A 17888-nucleotide genomic window follows, 5' to 3' on the forward strand; every position below is an offset into this window, starting at 1 on the left:
TTCACGTGACGATATGGAGCCCGACATGTTCAAGGAGTGGCGGCGGCGACGGGCCGCGCAGCGGGTCAAGCCGGGGAACGGACGCCCCCTGAAGCCGTTCCGCTGGTGGCAGCCGATGTCCCGTGCGTTGTTCTACCTTCCGCTGCGAAGCGGCGACGGAGGCCGGGTGGTCTATGCCGTCGACGTCAATCACGTGCAGCGGCTGTTCACCGAGGACGGCAAGGGCAAGGCCCATCTGTATCTCGACGGCAGGCATCACGCCGAGTCCAGGCTCCCCGCCGCCTTCCCCGTGCAGGGCGGCACGATCGAAGTGGCGCCGACGGCCTTCGGCCTCAAGCGCTGCCACTACATCACCGCCGCGGGGGCCGAGCACCAGCTCGTTCCGGACCAGCGCTCCGGCGAGGGGCGCCGCGCGCGCCTGGAGCGCGAGCGCCCCGTGCTGAGCCGCTGGATCGGGGTCTGCTCGCTGGTCCTGCTCGCCATCCCGCTGGTTCTCCTCGTCCCGCAGCTCGCCGAGGTGGTCTTCCACCTGCCCCCGGTCACCCAGCGCTTCGGGACCTTCACCTCGCCCGTCAGCCTGCCGGCGTGGCTCAACGTCACGCTCACGCTCGGCGCCGCGGCGGCCAGCGTGGAGCGCGCACTGCGCCTGCGTTACAACTGGTTCCTGGACTCCGCGGCGCAGGGATGACGGCGGCTCAAGGCTCAACCGGCCAGCGGGCCGCGTGCGCTCTCACCGGGTGTGCAGGGGGCCGCCGAGGGCCGGTCGCCCGCGCTCATCACCGGGGCCCGGCGGCGGACGGACCGGGCCCTCAGGTGTCGTCGGCCGGCGGGGGCTCGGCGAAGGCGCCGACCGATGCGGCGAGGGCGGCGGTGTCGGCCGCCTGGTCGGGCAGGGCCGGATCGGTCGGCGTGCGCAGAAGCACAAGCTGGTGGTACAGGGGCGCGGTCGCGGTGATGAGCAGCCGCCGGGCGTCGGTGCGCGGCGGGAGTTCGCCGCGCCGGACAGCCCGGTCGACGATGCTCTCGCAGTGGGCGTAGCGGTCCTCCCAGAGCCGCCGCTGGGCGCGCTCGGCCTTCTCGGAGCGGAACGAGGCGGCGATCAGGGCCGCCACGATCGGCGGGTGTGCGGTCAGCGAGTCCTGGATCTCCTGGTTCAGCGCCGCCAGGTCTGCTCTCAGGGAACCGGTGTCCGGGGGCCGCCAGGCGTCGTCGCCCGCCGCTTCCAGAACGTCGGCGAGCAGACCGCCGACGTCCTCCCAGCGCCGGTACACCGTCGCGCGGTGCACGCCGGCGCGGGCGGCGACGGCCTCCATGGTGAGCCCGTCGTAACCGTGCTCGCCGAGCTCGGCGCGGACCGCGTCGAGCACCTGGGTGCGGATACGGGCGGTACGGCCGCCGGGGCGGCGCCGGGGCGGTGGCACGGGCCGGGCTCCCTCCGGACGTGGTGCGGGGATCGTCGCCGGTGGTGCGGTTGTCCAGCGGGACTGCGCCAGGGAAGGATATTAAAGTATCATCTGTCGCACTAGTTGCCTGCCCAGGTCGCCGTTCGCCGCCACGCCCGCGAACACGCCCGCGAACACGCCCGCGCAAAAAGGAAGCGATCCGCGATGCCCCCTGTTCCCGCCGACCCGACCGCGGTGCACCCGATGCCCGGGCAGCCGCGGGTGGTGCTGCTCAAGCCGCTCGTGGAGTCACCGCTGATCGAGGTCGGAGAGTTCTCCTACTACGACGATCCGGACGATCCGACCGCCTTCGAGACCCGCAACGTTCTGTACCACTACGGGCCGGAGAAGCTGGTCATCGGGAGGTTCTGCGCACTGGGCGCGGGCGTGCGGTTCATCATGAACGGCGCCAACCACCGCATGGACGGGCCCTCGGCGTTCCCGTTCCCGATCATGGGCGGTTCCTGGGCCGAGCACGTCGACCTCATCACCGGCCTGCCCGGGCGGGGCGACACCGTGGTCGGCAACGACGTCTGGATCGGCTACCGGGCCATGGTGATGCCCGGCGTCCGCATCGGTCATGGAGCGATCGTCGCCTCCGGCTCCGTCGTCGTCGACGACGTCCCCGACTACGGCATCGTCGGCGGCAACCCGGCCAGGCTCGTCCGCCGCCGCTACAGCGACGCCGACATCGACCGCCTCCTGGCTCTGGCCTGGTGGGACTGGCCGCTCCAGCACACCACCGAGCACATCCGCACGATCATGTCCGGCAGCGTCGACGACCTGGAGAGCGCGGCGCCCGCGCGGACGTGACGGCCGCCCCGGGACCCGCCGCCCAGCGGGACAGCGGGGCGCTGGGCGGCCCCGGAGCCCGGGAGAACACGACGACCGCCCGCTGCGTCACGACCGGGCGGCGGCCGCGACGATGTCCTCGACCTGGCCGACGATGGTCGCGCGGTTCTCCTCGAACTCGGGGTCGGTCACGCGGTCGCCGGGGCCGAAGTGCAGGACCGGGGTGTGAACGTGGCCGGCCGGGATGTCCAGGCCGGTGGCGTCGCGCAGCAGGGTGTTGCGGTAGGCGATCTCGTTGGAGAGGTAGCTGCCTCCGCCGCCGGCCCGCGCCCGGGATCCGGGGGTGGGGCCGTCGGGACGCGCCACGGGTTCGGTCTCGCCCGCGGGGATCTCGGTCACCCGGGTGTTGTCGTACACGGGAAACGGCTCCCCGGTGGTCTCCTCGACGATCGCGGGGCGGTCGAGGGAGGAGTCCGACCACTGCGGCTGCGGCCTGACGGTGGGGACGCCGTCGGGGATGGGGATCATCCCCTCCTCGCCGACCCGCTCGTTGTCGGCGGAGCCGCCGCGCCAGGCGCCGTTGTGGGCCTCCAGGTCGAACCGGCCCTCCCGGCCCTGGCTGACGGTGATGACCGCCTCCGCCGGCCGGTCGCCGGTGTAGTGCGGCAGGAGTGCCTGCTCGACCATGCCGTCGGCGAAGTCGCGCCAGCGCACCGGGAAGAGCATGGCCTCGACTACCGCGGCGCCGTCGCCGGTTCCGACCACCGTCCCGTCCAGGGCGAGGGCCGCGGCGCCGGAGGGGTTGGCCTGGCGGATGTCGTTGTCGAGCTGGAACGGGTCGAACCCGGTCACGACGATGCGGGGCGTCTGGGACCGCCCGCGGCCCGTGGGCGGGTCCGTGTCGTCGTGGCCCCGGGAGCGGCGCTCCAGCTCGGCCACGAGCTCGGCCCGGTCGGCGTCGCCGAGGTCGAAGTCCGGTTCCCAGCGGTTGAGGGCCGAGGTCATGCCCAGGCGCGCCCAGTAGAGCGGACGGTCGTCCCCGGCGCTCAAGTCCTTCGTGACGTGTCCGGTCTCCTGGACCCGCTCCACCGCCTTCCGCCAGAGCGCATCCCCGTGGCGCTCGACGACCTTGCGCGCGTGGTGCGCGTCGGGGGCCGCGCAGAGCTTCTCGGCGAAGCGGTCCACGTCGCGGGCGAACCCGGACCTGCGCAGGATCTCTTGGGGGACGTCCCGGGCGAGTCGCGCCTCCTCGACGGTGGCGCCGTCCGCGCCGAGGCAGCCGGTCGTCCGCTCGGCCTGCGCCGGAGCTCCCAGGGCGATAGCGGGGGCGATGATGAGCGCCGACGCGGCAACGCGAGGGGCGATCTGCTGGAAACGCAACTTCGCTCCATACATCCGATTGTTCAGCAAAAGAACAAGCGGAAGGTAACAGAATCCCCATCATCCCACCAGCCCGGTTTCGCGGTTCGCGATTCGCCCCGCGACACGCCGCGAGACGAGTCCGCAGGACTGCACCGGTGACCACCGATTCCGCGCAGGACGCCGATCGCTCTCCTCCGCGCCCTGGGAATGATCCCTGCTACCTCAAGGGGGATGAACCGGAGCAGAACCGAAGGCGGAACACGGTCCCTTCGCGGTGGCCGCCCGGGTCGGCGGAGGGTGCTCGGTCGCGGCGGCGACGGCCGCCGCCCCTCCTTCGGCGGTCGCCGCAGCACGGCCAGTCAAGTCTTCGCACGAAATGCGCAACCCGGTTTAAGTCGGCGACCAGGGGTTCTACGCTTCAAGCGCCGGGCCGACACACCTGGCGGCGGGGGCGCATGGGGGAGGCCCCGCCGCGGCCGAGGACCGCGCGGCCCCCGGTCGGGCCCGGCCGGCGAAGGGAGGCCGCCATGGCCCGGTTACACAGCACGTCGGTGTCGCGCTCGGAGGTGGACCGCCTCCGGGAGGGGTTCGCGGGTGAGGTGATGGAGACCGCGGACCCGTCCTACGAGGAGTCGCGCGCCGTGTTCAACGCGATGGTCGAGGACCGGCCCACCGTCATCGCCCAGTGCCGCACGGTCGAGGACGTCGCCCGCGCGGTCGGGTTCGCGCGGGAGCGCGGACTGGAGGTCTCGATACGCGGCGGGGGCCACAGCGTCGCCGGTATGGCGCTGACCAACGGGGGCCTGGTCGTCGATCTGCGCCGGATGAACGCGGTGCGTGTCGACCCCGACGCGATGACCGCGGACGTGGGGGGCGGCGCCACGATGAGCCATCTCGACCGCGCGACAGAGCCCTTCGGCCTGGCGACCACCGGCGGCCGGGTCTCCACGACGGGTGTCGGCGGGTTCGTGCTGGGCGGCGGAACGGGGTGGCTGGACCGCAAGTTCGGGCTCGCCTGCGACAACCTCCTCGGCGCCGACGTGGTCACGGCCGACGGTGCGCAGGTGCGGGCGTCGGCGGAGGAGAACCCCGAGCTGTTCTGGGCGCTGCACGGAGGCGGCGGCAACTTCGGGGTGGTCACCTCGCTCACCCTGCGGCTGCACCCGCTTCCCTCGGTGACCGCGGCCCTGCTGTTGTGGGGCAGCGACGCCGGGCCGGAGGTGGTCCGCGCGTACCGGGACTTCATGGAGCAGGCACCGGACGAGGTAGGCGGGGGCGTCCTGTACCTCACCGGCCCTCCGGAGGACTTCGTGCCCGAGCACCTGGTGGGCGAACTGGCGTGCGGCGTTCTGGTCACCTACGCGGGCGAGGAGCGGGAGGGCCGCGAAGCCGTCCGGCCGATGCTGGAACTCGGCCACGAGGGCGAGATGATCGCCCAAATGCCCTACGCAGAGCTGCAGTGCATGCTCGACGACCCGCCGGGCCTGCGCAACTACTGGTCGGCGGAGTACCTCGGCACGGTGCCGGACGAGGCCGTCGACCTCTTCTGCGCCGGCGCCGCCCGGATGATCGTGCCCTCGGCGTCGCAGCACGTCCTGTTCCCGCAAGGGGGCCAGGTCTCCAGGCCGGACACCGACTACCCGGTTCCGTGGCGCAGGGCGCCCTGGTGCGTGCATCCGTTCGGGCTGTGGGAGGACCCGGCCGACGACGAGCGCGGCAGGCAATGGGCGCGCGACCTCCGCTCGGACATGCTTCCGTGGTCGATCGGGGCCGTGTACCTGAACTTCATCGGCAACGAGGGAAGCGAACGGATCGTCGCGGGGCTCGGCGCCGACAACTATCGCCGCCTGGCGGAGGTCAAGCGACGCTACGACCCGGACAACATCTTCCACCGCAACCACAACATCAAGCCGGGCTGAGGCGACCGGCCGCCGGTCCTGCGGGCGGGACCGCGTGCCGCCCGCTTCGCCGGACACGGTGCGCCTGTGCGGAAGATGACCGTGCTAGCAGGCAGGGAGGGGGCAGGAAGGGGCCCTTGCTCACGCCCTGGCGCCGGGCGTTCTGCGGGCCTCTCATCCGACGGCCGCGGCGCCGGTGCGCTCGGCGGCACGCCGGCGCCCCGATGCGCGGTCAGCCGTCTCGCGTACGGTCCAGCAGTTCCATCTCCTCGTAGACGTCCGAAAGCGAACGCGCCACCACCGGGGACGCGGCGCGCAGCACGCCGGCTTCGACCGACTCCCGGGTGCGCGGGTGGCAGATCCAGGAGACGAGCTGCTCGTCCCGGCACGCCGGGGCGCTCGCCGCGACCGATCGGATCAGTTCCGCGAGCTGGTGCAAGGCGGGCTCCGCCGGGTTCTCCCACCAGGCCGACAGGAATGGGCGCGGATCGGCGAACAGCTCCTGCAGGGACGGGAGGAGATCGGCGACGCTGCGCTCGCCGGGAGTGTGAGTCAGGGTGTGGTGCCACAGAGCCTGGCAGAAATCACCGACACAGCGCTGCTCCTCGGCGGGCCAGGTCGTCCACTGCGCAGCGCGCAGCTTCGGAACCGCGATCTCCAGGTCCCAGACGCCGTCCGCGACCAGTTCGAGTACGCGCGGTAGGAAGTGTCGGAGGTCGTTCACCCCGCCCCAGGTGGTCAGCACCTTGGCGGCGAACGGCCACAGCGCACGCGCGCTCAGGCGTCGTAGCGGTGCGCTCCGCAGGGCGGCCTCGGCCTCCGGGAGCACGCAGTGCGGGCAGCCGTCGATTTCCGGCGCGAGCGGGTACCGGCCGAACACCTCGTACAGCTCGTCCACGCACCGGTGAAGCCGCTCGCTCATGGCACCGAGTATGACCGAAGTAGGTCGCGGGGGTGGAGGCCGGGCGTGAACGGGTCGGGCCGACCGGCAGGGTCGGCGGGAGCCTTTCACGTAGATTCTGACATGGACGTCAGAGGCACGGGTGAGCCCGCTGTGTGGACCACGGAGTCGGGCGGGCGGGAACGGAGGCGGCGATGAGAATCGGCGAACTGGCGAGGCGGACGGGTGCCAGCGTCCGCTCGCTGCGGTACTACGAGGAGCAGGCGCTGCTCAGCAGTGGTCGCAGCTCCAGCGGCCAGCGGCTGTATGCCGAGTCCGCCGTGGACCGCGTCCTGCTGGTTCGGCGGCTGTTCACCGCCGGCCTCTCCAGCCGGACCATCGCCGAACTGCTTCCCTGCGTCGACATGCCGAGCCGCGAGACCGCCGACGAGGCGTGGAAGCGCCTCGTCGAGGAGCGCGAGCGCCTTGACGCCCATATCGCCGACCTGGTGCGCACCCGCGACTCACTCGACGAGGTGATCCAGGCGAACCGGGAGCACCTCGCCGCCCTCGCGCCCGCTGAGCAGCCCGCATAGCGCCCGGAGCGGCGCGCGGCCGAACGACACGGGAAGGCCGGCGGGGAGCGGTCGGGCACCGAGGGCCTTCTCGCGGACAGGCGTGCGCCACGTCGCCGTGCTGGACCCGGACGGCGACAGCCTGTCGCTCGCCGAGGCACCCGATCAGGAGGCCACATGAACCGGAACCGGCCGCGCACCGCCCCCGCTCGCGCACGGCGGGGCGGGGCGGCGGTAGCCGGTCCGGCGCCTCAGCCGCGGGGACCGGCGGGCAGGGTCAGCGATGAGCAGTGGTGCCGCTCGGCGGAGGCTTCGGCGAAGCGCCGCAGGTCCGCGTACTCGCTGCGGGTGGGAGGCGCGGAGTCGAAGCTGCGGTCACTGTCCTTGACGGGCCGGAGCGCGTACACCGCGGTACCCAGGGCGCCTCGGCACTCCGCGGAGCCCCAGGCCGTGAAACCGGTGACGCCGGAGGCCCGCTCCCACGCCCCGAACCTCCCCTCGCCTTCGCCGCGCACGAACGGTCCGTAGTACGACCGCAGCAGCAGCGCGTCCGTGAGCAGGCAGGACTCGACCGGCGCCGTCCGCGCCGCCGTCTCCTGCATCCTCGGGTGCGAGGTCATGCCCTGGCAGGTCCCGTCGGCGCGCTCGGTGTCCGCAGGGGAGGGGGTGCCGGCCGTGGAGTCGACCTCGGTGATCCTGCCTCCCGGCTCGCCGCCGCAACCGGTGCGCTGTGCCGCCCGCTCGGCGGCGCCGGTGGCGACGCGGGCGACCTGCGCCCGGACGGAGGCGTCGCTGCTGTCGGTGTCGTAGCGCTCGACGTTCACCAGGATTCCGGCTCCCTCCCGGCGGTCCCACTCCGGGCAGTCGAGCAGGACCGAGACGCCGATCTCCTCCTCGTCCTCGGGGACCAGGAAGCCGGACCATCCGGCGGGCAGCGGGATCGGCAGGGGTGCGTCGTTCCGGTGAAAGGTGTAGGTGTCGAACGCCGAGCGGCTGCCGCCCGCCGTCTCGATCCGCACGTTGAGCGTGTTGGCCCGGCAGGTCGTCGGAATGGCACCCGGCTCCCGGACGCTCTCCGACACGTCGTAGGTGTCGCTGGTGAGTTCCAGGTCGCGACCGCCGAACCCGCTGGCGGTCGCGCCCGTCAGCGCGAGCACCTCGTCCACCGGCAGCATCCCGCCGCACGCCTCGGCCAGCCGGTCACCGGGCGATCGCTCCTTGACCCAGACGTAGCCGCCGTATCCGCCCGCGAGCAGCGCCCCCGCGGTCGCGGCCGCCACGGCACGCCTCCCCCACACGTTGAAATCGCTCCAGCCCACGTCGCTCCACCCTCATCGGTCCCTGTCACCAGCAAACCGAATCACCGTAGTAGGACATGTCGTCCTGCGTAAGGCCCTGCTGCGGGAGGCGCCGACGGCCCGGCGGATGCCGGGCGGCCGGTACCCGTGCGCCGTCCCCGGCGACCTGTGCGCGCCGTGGCCCGACAGCGAAACGGCCGCCGACCTTGGTCGGAAGGCTTTCTGAGCCGGCGGTCGCGGATGGTGTCCACGGAGCAGTAAGAGGCGACTCGCACCTATCGTCCTTTCTGCGACATTCTGTCGCATTTGACAGCCCACCTGTTATATAAGATAACGTTTTTATAACAGCCAATGGTTTTGATGGGTCGTCTCCGCGAACTTGCGCAGGCACAGCTCGGCGTTTCCCACCCCCGAAGGCCGGCCGTGCGACGTAGGGACGAACGCGCTCCGACGAACCGGCGGGACACCCCCGTCCAGCGGCCGTCGCACCCCTCGGCACCCCGGCTGTCGAATCGCATACCCCAAGGCCGGCGGCGCGGGGGCGAAACGGCCCTACCCCCTCGTCCTGGCCGCAGCGAGATCGGAGTGGAGACAATCATGACCTCTGACATGGAGCGTCACCGCTGGTGGAGGCGTCCGGGGACCTGGCGGTTCGCGGAGATCCTGGCCAGAGCGCTTCTGGAGCTCATCCGCCGCCTTTGACCCCCGTCACGGCGTACACATCGAGGCGGGGGCCGCAGCGGTCCCCGGCTCTCCTCGCGGAGCCTGCGCGCGGGTGTCGGGGGACCGCACCGATCGCGAACGCGTCTTCGGATCCGGCTTCGGCGGCCGGTGACCGCGGTGACCGGCGCTCGCCCGGCCGTCAGCCCCCGACCGTCCCGGCGTCGAGGCGCTCGCCGTAGGTCGTCTCCACCACCAGGCCCAACCGGTCGGGGAGCTGTGCCCGCAGGTCCGCCAGGAGCGGGTCGACCGGGGGCGGAGAGCCCTGGACGCGGACCTCGATGTGCATCGTCGTCGACGCCGTGTACACACGTGTCACCGAGGCGGCCGGCCGCTGCGCGAGCCACCGGCCGGCCGCCGCCTCGGCCCGTTCCGTCCACACGGCGACCAGGGCGGTGGCCGCGGTGTGGCCGGCCAAGGGCACGAACACGACCGCGAACAGCAGGCCCAGTACGAGGCGCGTCCTGCGCGCGGAGCGCTCGTCCCGCGTCTCCCTGGGAGTTCCGTAGCCCGAGGCCGCGAAGATCAGCATGCCCGCGAAGACCAGCGCGAGCAGGTTGGACAGGAACAGCACACCCGCCCCCGCCGCCAGCAGCGCCGCGCCCTGACCCAGGCACACGCCCGCCACCACCAGAGGAGGCACCAGCGAGATCGCGATGGCCACCCCGGGCAGCACGGCGGCGACGTCGCTGCGGGACAGGGCCACCGCGCCGGCCGCACCGGTCGCCAGGGCGGAGACGAGGTCCATCAGCCCGGGCGAGGTGCGCCCCGCGATCTGGCTGTTCTCCAGGAGGTCGTAGGAGCCGGGGATCACGGCGGCGAAGACCACTCCGACGCCGATCACGAGGAGGCATCCGAGGCAGACCGTCCTGACCGCTCCGGTCCGGCTCTGGCGCACGATCCCCAAGGCGATTCCCATGATCGGCGTGGAGAGGGGCGCGATGATCATCGCGCCGATCACCGTGGCCGTGGAATCGGTCAGCACGCCACCGGCCGCGATGATCGCCGAAAGGGTGAGCATCGTCCAGAATGCCGAGCTCTTGGCCCGGCTGTCGCCCGCGGACAGGTCGAGGGCCTGCACCAGGTCGTCCGATGTGCGCAGCTGCGATGCGACGAGGACGCGTTCGAGGATTCCGCCGAGCATGGGTCCGAGTATCGCCACGGGACCTCGCTGCGCTTGGGCGACACGACGCGGCGCCGCTCATCGGTCCGGTCCGCCCGCGCCGGGAACGCGCGGGGGCGTGGGGACGCAGCGAGCGCCGTCGGTCGCGGGCGGCGACCGGGCGGGCGCGCTCGTCGTTCCGGGCCGGGCGGGCGCGGATCAGTCCGCGGACCGGTCCTCGGCACCGCGCGGTCGGCGCAGGGCCAGGTTGCCGCGGGTGGCGAGCGCGAGGACCACCGCGGCGAGGCCGACGAGCGCGACCTCGCCCGCCCCGGCGGCGTCCCCGACCGCCGCGCCCTTGAGGCCCGAGACGACGTTGACCGCGGTGTGGGCGAACACCGTGGCGAGCAGGCCGCCGCGGGCGGAGTTGAAGACGCAGCCGAGGACGACCGTCAAGCCGACGCAGAGCAGGGCGTAGGCGGGGAAGTACATCGTTGACTGGACCGTGCCCTCCATGCCGAACAGAGGGGCGTGCCACACCGCCCAGACCCCGCCGAGCACCGCGTTCGCCGCCAGCGGCGACAGGGCGCCCTGGAGCCGGGGCTGGGCGAAGCCCCGCCAGCCCAGCTCCTCGTTGCCGCCGCCGGCCAGCGCGATGAGCAGGAAGTTGGCCGGGGCCAGGGCCAGTGCCGCGCGCAGCTGCGCCCCGTCGACCGCCGTTCCTTCCAGGTAGATCGGGACCGCGGCGGAGGCCGCGACGGCCGCGACGGCCGACGCGGCGACCAGGTAGGGCGTGAGCAGGCCCCGCCGCCCGATCGAGTACCGCCGGAACAGGGCACCGACGCCGGAGCGGCCCAGCGTGGCCCAGGTGACGGCCACCGCCGCCACGGCCGGTCCGAAGCCGCCGACGAGCACGGCCGGCAGGGGATTGCCGCCGCCGATCAAGCGCGCTCCCGCCCACCAGGCGATCCAGGAGAAGGCGAAGGCGATCACGAAGTAGGCCGTGAGTCCGCGGGGGGCCATGACCGCTGTGCGCGCCGGGTCCTCGGGGGTCGCGGAAGCGGCGGAATCCGGCCGTGCGGAGGTGGGGTGAGGTGCCATGCCGGGAAACATACACTGTTTGATAGAGGCATACAACGTATGATCCGTCTTATGCTGTTGGGCATGGCTGAACCACGATCCGACCGGCAGTTCGACAGCGTCTTCCACCGGCCGCAGCGCGGCCGGCGGTCCCAGCCCGCGCTCAGCCGGGAGCGCATCGTCGCCGCGACGGTCGCGCTGCTCGACCGCGACGGCGCCACCGCGCTGACGATGCGCAAGGTCGCCGCGGAGCTCGGGGTGCACGCCACGAGCCTGTACTGGTACGTCGAACGCCGGGAGGACCTCGTGGACCTGGCGGTGGACGAGGTCCTGGCCGGGGCCGCCGCGGCCCTGCCGGGGCCGGAGACGCCCTGGGACACCGCGGTCAAGGAGACCGCCCACGGGTTCTACGCGGCGCTGACCGCGCACACCTGGGCCGCGGGGTTCGCCGGCTCGCGGCCGCTGATCGGACCGAACGCGGTCGCGCTGTCGCGGCGGATCATCGGAGCGCTTCAGGCGTGCGGCGGGAGCGACGAGGAGCAGGCCGTCGCGATCCGGGCGATCTCCAACCAGATCATCGGCGCGGCCACGACGGCCGTGGCGCTGCGCACGACGTCCTCGCCCCCGGGCACGCCGGACGCCGCCCTCTCCGCGGCGGTCACGGCGTCGGACGCCCTCGCCGTGGGGAACTCCTACTTCGACCAGGTGCTGGACCTGGTCCTCGCGGGCATCGCTGCCCGGCGCGGCACATAGCCCGCGCCCGCCCTCACGCCGGCCGCCGCAGGGTACGGCGGCGGCGGTGCCCTGCGGCACAGGGGCGGGTGAGGCGCAGGCCGGTCCGCAGGGTACGGGCCGGCCGGAGACGGCCCGCCCTCCTGCGCGCGCGGCGCTGGGCACGCTCGGTCCGGCGCGGCACAGACCCCGGCGGCCGCGACCGCCGATCCCACCCCGGTACCCCAGCGCGCGGACTGCCATCAGTGAGCGCGCCCCCGAGCCCTTCCCGAACGAACCCCCCACCCGCCGCCGACATGCAGCTGGCCGTGCGCCGCACCCGAGCCACCGCTCCCGCTCTCGCCGGTTCGCGGGCCCCCCACCTCGGCACCCCCGCCCGCCTCCCCCTCGCCGGATCGTCAGCACAGGGGCGGGTGAGGCGCAGGCCGGTCCGCAGGGTACGGGCCGGCCGGAGACGGCCCGCCCTGCGCGCGCGGCGCTGGGCATGCTCGGTCCGGCGCGGCCCAGACCCCCTCGGCCGCGACCGCCGATCCCGCCCCGGTGCCCACCGCGCGGACTGCCATCAGTGAGCGCGCCCCCGAGCCCGCCCCGGACGAACCCCCACCCCCCACCTCGACAACGCCCGCCCCGCCCCGCCAATCGTCGGAGCGACGGCAGGGGGCGGGTGAGGCGGATGGGGATTACGGGTGGGCTGTTGCGCGTGTTTCAGGTGATCCAAATTCCGGGTCTTGCCCGGTGTCTCGATCCGGGCCGGCGATTGCGGTCCTGTTTCGCGCTGACGGCGGCGAAATCCGCCTATCCGTCCCGTATAAGGGTGTTCGGGGATCATGTTCCCGGGGTAGCTGAAATGTCACCATAAGTGGTTTCATGGCCCCCGCCGGATGCGACAGTCCGCACATCCCCCTCTATGCCTTCCACCTTCGCCATCCCCTCCCCTTCCCCCTTCCCCCCTCCCTCTCCCCTCCGACGCGGCTCGGCCCTCCCGCCGGTCGCGGCGTAAGCGCGCGTCCGCAGGCCGCGCGCAGAAGGACGATCCGGCGGGAACTCATCGGCCTTTACGAACGACCCTTATGGAAAGAAACCCCCACCATCGGCGCGGACCGCGCGCTCGGAGCGCCGAGCGCCGCCGAAGCGACCGCGCCGACGACGAGAGGAGAACCGCCCACATGGGACGGACGACCGACACGCCCGCTAAGGACGTGCCCCCCTCGGGATCCGACCATCGCAGGGCATGGGCGGCACTGCGCCCGCTGGTGCTGCGCCTGCACTTCTACGCCGGGGTGTTCGTCGCCCCCTTCATCCTGGTCGCCGCCGTATCCGGACTGCTGTACGTCTGGACACCCCAGATCGAGCAGGCGGTCTACGCCGAGCAGCTTCGAGTGGCGCCCTCGGGCGACTCCCTCGCGCTCAGCGAGCAGGTGGAGATCGCCGAGGAGGAGGTATCCGACGCGGAGCTCGACGCGGTCCGCCCGGCCACCACGGACGAGGACTCCACCCGGGTGCTGTTCAACGCACCCGAGTTGGAGGACAGCCACCGGATGACCGTGTTCGTCGACCCCCACGGCGGCGAGGTCCTCGGCGTAATGGAGACCTACGGCACCAGCGGCGCCCTCCCCGTGCGCACCTGGACCGACGTGCTGCACCGCAGCCTGCACATGGGCGACTTCGGGCGCCACTACAGCGAGCTGGCAGCGAGCTGGATGTGGCTGGTCGCGCTGGGCGGCGTCGTGCTGTGGGTCTCGCGCAGGTGGCGCGCGGGCGGCGGCGTGCGCGGCGTGCTGGTGCCCGGCGCGGGGACCTCGCGGGGCCGCGCGCGGTCCATGTCGATCCACGGCGCCACCGGCCTGTGGCTGCTGGTCGGCCTGCTGTTCCTGTCCGCTACCGGCATGACCTGGTCCCAGTACGCCGGCGCCAACATCGGCGACCTGCGGGAGCGGCTCGCCTGGACCACGCCCGCCGTCTCGACCGCGGCCCCGGCCGCCTCCAGCGACGCGGGCGCGAACGCGGGTGCCGACGCCGGGGTCGACGCCGTCCTGGCCAGCGCGCGCGAGGCCGGCCTGGACGGCCCCGTCGAGGTGGCCCTGCCGGAAGACGGCGAATCCACGTACGTGGTGAACCAGATCGGCAGCGGCTGGCCCACTCAGGGGGACTCGGCGGCGGTTTCCGCGGAGACCGCGGAGGTGACCGACGTCGTCCGGTTCGCCGACTACCCCCTCATGGCCAAGCTCACCACGTGGGGGATCGACGCCCACATGGGCACGCTCTTCGGCCCGGCCAACCAGCTCCTGCTCACCGCGCTGGCCGGCGGCCTGATCACCGTGATCGTCATGGGCTACCGCATGTGGTGGCAGCGGCGGCCGACCCGGTCGGGCGCGCTGGGCGTCGGGCGCCCCTTCCCGCGCGGGTCCTTCCGCGCTCTTCCGTTGGGCTACAAGCTCGCGGTCGTCCTCCTGCTGGCGCTGATCGGCTTCGCGGTGCCGCTGCTGGGCGCGTCGCTGCTGCTGTTCCTGGCCGTGGACGTACTGCTGGGATGGCGCGCCCGAACGAAGGGCTCCCGCCCGCCCGGCCCCGACGCGCAGCGCGAGGACGCCGGGGAACGGCAGGACGCGGCGGTTCCGCCCCGGCCCTGACCGGTCGGCGGGAAGACCGCCCGCCGACCGCGGTCCGTCCGCGCCCGCCGGCGCGGGCGGGCCGCGGCCTCCGTGCGGTGCTGCGGGTTTCCGCACCCGGGCGCTGCGGCCCAGGCCACACGAACGCCGCCGTCGCCCGGCGGCTGCACGGCTCGCGGAGGCGGCGTCGAGGAGCACGCCGCCCCCATCGGCGACACGCTGCACCTGGGCGTCACCACCGCCCACAGCCGTGTCCCGGCGATCCTGCGGTATCCCGGCCCGTGGCGCGCCCGCCGGTCAGCGGCGGAGCAGCCGGGTGCCTCCCCTGCCCGCGGCCGCCAGCGCCGCACCGGCCGCGGCCATCCGGAAGGCGTTCACCCGGTACCAGGTCCGCAGCAGCCTCTCCCGCTCAGCCGTACTGAGCGCCCGGTCGCCGAAGAACAGCCTCAGGTTGACCGCCCGGACGAGGTAGACGCTCGCCGCGCTGCCGGAGAGCGAGCACGCGGCGGCCGCGGCGAGCCACGGCCGGCTCTCCGGCTTGTCCCAGCCCATGGCCGCCGCGACGAGGACAGCGGGGGTCGTGGCCGGCATGGCGGCCGCGTAGTAGCGCACGGGGCTGCCCGGACCGAGCGGCGTCAGCGCGCCGCCGCCCCCGCATCCCGCTCCCTCGGCGGGTTCCCCGGCGCGCTCCGCGAGCAGGTCTGGGACCTTCACGACAGCCTCGTAGAGGTTGCCGAAGAGCCATTGTGCGTGCCCCGCCCGGGCCAGCCGCAGCAGGCCGGCGGCGGCGCGGTGGCGGGGCGGGACGCTCTGACCGGACATGGAACGAGTATGGCAGGGCGCAACCGGGCGCTCCGGCCGGCGGCGCGGTCATCCGCCGGGAGTCGGCGGCGGTGGGCGCGTGCGCCACCGCGCCGGCCGGTCACGAAAGGCGGGCGTGTTCGGGCAGGTCACCGGTCAGATAGCTCTGCAGGTTCGGGGCCAGCAGGGACACCAGGTTCTCGAAGTCGAGCGAGGCCAGCGGCTCGACGCCTATCACGTGGCGGGCCACCGCCGCGCCGACAAGGTGCGTGGCCGCCAGCACGGCCCGCAGGCGCGGTTGGTCGTCGCCCAGCCGCGAAGCGAGCTCTCCCAGGATGCGCTCCTGCAGGAAGTCGCGCATCAGGTCGGCGGTCTGGTCGGTGGTCAGGGCGGTGCGCACGATCGCCTTCAGCGCCGGAAGGGTCTCCGGGTCCTCCCACAGGCCCAGGTACGCGCGGGCGAACCGCTCGCCCAGCTCTTCGGTGCCGCCCTCGAAGGCCTGCTGGAGGCGGCCCAGCGCCTCGCCGGGAAGCGCCAGCGTCGCGGCGAACAACTGGTCCTTGGTGCCGTAGAAGTGCCGCACCAGGGCCGGGTCGACGCCGGCTTGAGCGGCGATACCGCGGAAGGTCGCGCCGGTGTAGCCCTTGTCGGCGAACTGCTCGCGGGCCGCGGCCAGGATCGCCTCCTTGGTTCCGCTCCTCCCGGGCCTGCGCCCGCCCGGCCGCCTGTCGGCCCCCTCAGCGTCCCCTGTGGTCACGGCGCCTCCTCTGATTTCCCTACATGGGGAATTCTAGCCCTGTCCAGGCACGCCGGCCGCCGAGAGCACGCTCCTCCACGTAAAAACTCCACAGGCGTTGACATCTACGCCCGTAGAATTCTACGTTTGTAGAGATCGACCGATGTCGATCGGAGGCGCACCCGGCCGACTGCGGGCCGGGGGGCCGGGGCGGTCCAGCCGAGCCGAGGGCCGGACGGCCCCGCGCGCCGCTCGCATCGAGAACGAGGGAGTTCACAGATGAGCGAGACGACCACCTGCGCGATCATCGGCGGCGGACCGGCCGGGATGATGCTCGGCCTGCTGCTGTCCCGCGCCGGAGTGCAGGTCACGGTGCTGGAGAAGCACGCCGACTTCCTGCGCGACTTCCGCGGCGATACGGTCCACCCCACGACGATCCGCCTGCTCGACGACCTGGGCCTGGGCGAGCGCTTCGCCGCCCTGCCGCACAGCAAGGTCGAGCAGTTGTCCTTCGACGGCCCCGACGGACGGAAGCTGGTCCTGGGCGACTTCCGCCGACTGCGGCTGAACCATCCCTACATCGCGATGGTCCCGCAGTGGGACCTGCTCAACCTGCTCGCCGAGGCGGGAGCGGAGGAGCCCTCCTTCACGCTGCGCATGAGCACCGAGGCCACCGGCCTGCTGCAGGAGGGCGGCCGTATCGCCGGCGTCGGCTACGAGGGGCCCGGCGGCCCCGGCGAGCTGCACGCCGACCTGACCGTGGCCTGCGACGGCCGCTGGTCGATGGCGCGCGGCCACCCCGGTCTGACCGTGCGCGAGTACCCCGTCGCGTTCGACGCCTGGTGGTTCCGGGTGCCGGCCCGCGGCGAGGTGCCCCCGTTCCTGACCCCGCGCATCGGCCGACAAGCGCTCCTCGTCCCGATCCCCCGCAAGGGCTACCTGCAGATGGCCTACCTGGGACCCAAGGGCACCGACGCCGACCTGCGCGCCCGCGGCATCGAGGCGCTGCGCCGCGACGTCGTCGGGCTGATGCCCGAACTGGCCGACACCGTCGGTGAACTGGAGTCCATGGACGACGTCAAACACCTGGACGTGCGGTTGGACCGGCTGCGCCGCTGGCACACCGGCGGACTGCTGTGCATCGGCGACGCCGCGCACGCCATGTCGCCGCTGGGCGGGGTGGGCATCAACCTCGCCGTCCAGGACGCCGTGGCCGCCGCGACCCTGCTCGCCGGGCCGCTCGGCGCCGGTCGCGTCACCGACCGGACCCTGGACGCGGTGCGCCGCCGGCGCCGCCTGCCCACCGTGGTGACCCAGACCCTGCAGCGGATTCTGCACAGGCGCCTGCTGGGACCGATCCTGGCGGGTCGGCGCCCTGCTCCGCCGAAGCTGCTGCTGTCCGCGGTACGGGCGATGCCGCGCCTTTCGGCGATACCGGCGCACCTGGTCGGGGTGGGTGTACGCCCCGAGCGCGCGCCCGCCTTCGCCCGCCGCGAGGCGCGGTCGGCCCCGGCGGTGAGGAACGGCGGGGACGCGTAGCGCCCTGCGGCCCGTCGAGAGAAGGCGTGCGCTCGGTGCCGCTTCGTCTGGGCGGCTCCGACACCGTCGGACTGGATCCCGCGGATCTCGGTCACCGTACGGATCTGACGCCCCGGGATGCCGGGCGCCGGGATGCCGGGCGCCGGGTCCGCCGGGGTACGGGCCCCGGTCGACGGTCCGCCGAGCACCACGTGCGCCGTGCGCTCCGCCCCGGGACACTGCGGCAGTCGGCCGCGGCCCGCCGCACGAAGCTCCCCGCCGAGCGCACGCGGCCCGCTCGCACCGCCCTCGGACCCCGCGTGGGCGCGGCGGTCCGGCGCTA

15 protein-coding genes are annotated in these 17888 nt (G+C 73.4%); 7 read left to right on the top strand and 8 right to left on the bottom strand.

Translation table 11 applies throughout. The features are described 5' to 3' along the window. The first annotated feature begins 25 nt into the window (after nt 1-25). Nucleotides 26-688: a hypothetical protein gene (locus tag ABD284_RS04910; RefSeq protein ID WP_344141176.1), complete on the top strand. Its 663-nt coding sequence runs from the start codon at nt 26-28 to the stop codon at nt 686-688. Nucleotides 689-809: 121 nt separating this feature from the next. On the opposite strand, the gene ABD284_RS04915 is transcribed toward ABD284_RS04910, so the two are convergent. Continuing rightward, nucleotides 810-1421 (bottom strand): TetR/AcrR family transcriptional regulator, encoded by a 612-nt coding sequence (locus ABD284_RS04915; protein WP_344141177.1) that lies wholly within the window; start codon nt 1419-1421, stop codon nt 810-812. Between the two features lie 186 nt (nt 1422-1607). Here ABD284_RS04915 and ABD284_RS04920 point away from each other — a divergent pair, with 186 nt between their 5' ends. Beyond that, nucleotides 1608-2255 (top strand): CatB-related O-acetyltransferase, encoded by a 648-nt coding sequence (locus ABD284_RS04920; protein ID WP_344141178.1) that lies wholly within the window; start codon nt 1608-1610, stop codon nt 2253-2255. Nucleotides 2256-2342: 87 nt separating this feature from the next. Here the strand turns inward: ABD284_RS04920 and ABD284_RS04925 are convergent, their stop codons facing one another. After that, the gene (locus tag ABD284_RS04925) at nt 2343-3629 is read right to left on the bottom strand and encodes a pyroglutamyl peptidase (RefSeq protein ID WP_386699735.1); all 1287 of its coding nucleotides are present in this window, start codon (nt 3627-3629) and stop codon (nt 2343-2345) included. Nucleotides 3630-4123: 494 nt separating this feature from the next. Here ABD284_RS04925 and ABD284_RS04930 point away from each other — a divergent pair, with 494 nt between their 5' ends. Then, on the top strand, nt 4124-5515 hold the full coding sequence (locus ABD284_RS04930; RefSeq protein WP_344141180.1) for an FAD-binding oxidoreductase: 1392 nt from the start codon (nt 4124-4126) through the stop codon (nt 5513-5515). Between the two features lie 211 nt (nt 5516-5726). On the opposite strand, the gene ABD284_RS04935 is transcribed toward ABD284_RS04930, so the two are convergent. Next, a complete protein-coding gene (locus ABD284_RS04935) occupies nt 5727-6416 on the bottom strand; it encodes a hypothetical protein (RefSeq protein WP_344141182.1) in 690 nt (229 codons plus the stop codon). A gap of 173 nt (nt 6417-6589) precedes the next feature. On the opposite strand from ABD284_RS04935, the gene ABD284_RS04940 reads away from it, so the two are divergent. After that, nucleotides 6590-6970 (top strand): MerR family transcriptional regulator, encoded by a 381-nt coding sequence (locus tag ABD284_RS04940; RefSeq protein ID WP_344141183.1) that lies wholly within the window; start codon nt 6590-6592, stop codon nt 6968-6970. Between the two features lie 230 nt (nt 6971-7200). Here the strand turns inward: ABD284_RS04940 and ABD284_RS04945 are convergent, their stop codons facing one another. From ABD284_RS04945 to ABD284_RS04955, 3 genes are all read right to left on the bottom strand, one after another. Continuing rightward, nucleotides 7201-8268 carry a hypothetical protein gene (locus tag ABD284_RS04945; protein WP_344141184.1) on the bottom strand — a complete coding sequence of 356 codons (1068 nt, stop codon included), beginning with the start codon at nt 8266-8268 and terminating at the stop codon, nt 7201-7203. 841 nt (nt 8269-9109) lie between these two features. Further along, nucleotides 9110-10111 (bottom strand): DUF389 domain-containing protein, encoded by a 1002-nt coding sequence (locus ABD284_RS04950; RefSeq protein WP_344141185.1) that lies wholly within the window; start codon nt 10109-10111, stop codon nt 9110-9112. Nucleotides 10112-10288: 177 nt separating this feature from the next. Beyond that, entirely contained in the window at nt 10289-11182 is an 894-nt protein-coding gene (locus ABD284_RS04955) for a CPBP family intramembrane glutamic endopeptidase (protein ID WP_386699734.1), read from the bottom strand. Between the two features lie 39 nt (nt 11183-11221). Between ABD284_RS04955 and ABD284_RS04960 the strand changes: the two genes are divergently transcribed. Both ABD284_RS04960 and ABD284_RS04965 read left to right on the top strand, forming a co-directional pair. Beyond that, nucleotides 11222-11902, top strand: a complete 681-nt coding sequence (locus ABD284_RS04960) for a TetR/AcrR family transcriptional regulator (protein ID WP_386699733.1) — start codon at nt 11222-11224, stop codon at nt 11900-11902. Between the two features lie 1145 nt (nt 11903-13047). Further along, nucleotides 13048-14511, top strand: coding sequence for a PepSY-associated TM helix domain-containing protein (locus ABD284_RS04965; protein ID WP_344141189.1), 1464 nt, complete (start codon nt 13048-13050; stop codon nt 14509-14511). 276 nt (nt 14512-14787) lie between these two features. Here ABD284_RS04965 and ABD284_RS04970 read toward each other — a convergent pair whose 3' ends face one another. Both ABD284_RS04970 and ABD284_RS04975 read right to left on the bottom strand, forming a co-directional pair. After that, on the bottom strand, nt 14788-15312 hold the full coding sequence (locus tag ABD284_RS04970; protein WP_344141191.1) for a hypothetical protein: 525 nt from the start codon (nt 15310-15312) through the stop codon (nt 14788-14790). A gap of 100 nt (nt 15313-15412) precedes the next feature. Then, the gene (locus ABD284_RS04975) at nt 15413-16048 is read right to left on the bottom strand and encodes a TetR/AcrR family transcriptional regulator (protein ID WP_344141192.1); all 636 of its coding nucleotides are present in this window, start codon (nt 16046-16048) and stop codon (nt 15413-15415) included. A 258-nt stretch (nt 16049-16306) separates the two neighbouring features. Between ABD284_RS04975 and ABD284_RS04980 the strand changes: the two genes are divergently transcribed. After that, nucleotides 16307-17566 (top strand): FAD-dependent oxidoreductase, encoded by a 1260-nt coding sequence (locus ABD284_RS04980; protein ID WP_344141194.1) that lies wholly within the window; start codon nt 16307-16309, stop codon nt 17564-17566. Nucleotides 17567-17888 lie beyond the last annotated feature (322 nt).

This window comes from Streptomonospora arabica (genome assembly GCF_039531585.1).
GTDB lineage: Bacteria > Actinomycetota > Actinomycetes > Streptosporangiales > Streptosporangiaceae > Streptomonospora > Streptomonospora halophila.

Excerpts from the sequence above, each read along its gene's own strand:
- ABD284_RS04950 (WP_344141185.1), bottom strand. The coding sequence starts at position 10,111 with ATGCTCGGCGGAATCCTCGAACGCGTCCTCGTCGCATCGCAGCTGCGC.
- ABD284_RS04940 (WP_344141183.1), top strand. The coding sequence starts at position 6,590 with ATGAGAATCGGCGAACTGGCGAGGCGGACGGGTGCCAGCGTCCGCTCG.
- ABD284_RS04935 (WP_344141182.1), bottom strand. The coding sequence starts at position 6,416 with ATGAGCGAGCGGCTTCACCGGTGCGTGGACGAGCTGTACGAGGTGTTC.
- ABD284_RS04965 (WP_344141189.1), top strand. The coding sequence starts at position 13,048 with ATGGGACGGACGACCGACACGCCCGCTAAGGACGTGCCCCCCTCGGGA.
- ABD284_RS04980 (WP_344141194.1), top strand. The coding sequence starts at position 16,307 with ATGAGCGAGACGACCACCTGCGCGATCATCGGCGGCGGACCGGCCGGG.
- ABD284_RS04925 (WP_386699735.1), bottom strand. The coding sequence starts at position 3,629 with ATGTATGGAGCGAAGTTGCGTTTCCAGCAGATCGCCCCTCGCGTTGCC.
- ABD284_RS04910 (WP_344141176.1), top strand. The coding sequence starts at position 26 with ATGTTCAAGGAGTGGCGGCGGCGACGGGCCGCGCAGCGGGTCAAGCCG.
- ABD284_RS04930 (WP_344141180.1), top strand. The coding sequence starts at position 4,124 with ATGGCCCGGTTACACAGCACGTCGGTGTCGCGCTCGGAGGTGGACCGC.
- ABD284_RS04970 (WP_344141191.1), bottom strand. The coding sequence starts at position 15,312 with ATGTCCGGTCAGAGCGTCCCGCCCCGCCACCGCGCCGCCGCCGGCCTG.
- ABD284_RS04960 (WP_386699733.1), top strand. The coding sequence starts at position 11,222 with ATGCTGTTGGGCATGGCTGAACCACGATCCGACCGGCAGTTCGACAGC.
- ABD284_RS04920 (WP_344141178.1), top strand. The coding sequence starts at position 1,608 with ATGCCCCCTGTTCCCGCCGACCCGACCGCGGTGCACCCGATGCCCGGG.
- ABD284_RS04955 (WP_386699734.1), bottom strand. The coding sequence starts at position 11,182 with ATGTTTCCCGGCATGGCACCTCACCCCACCTCCGCACGGCCGGATTCC.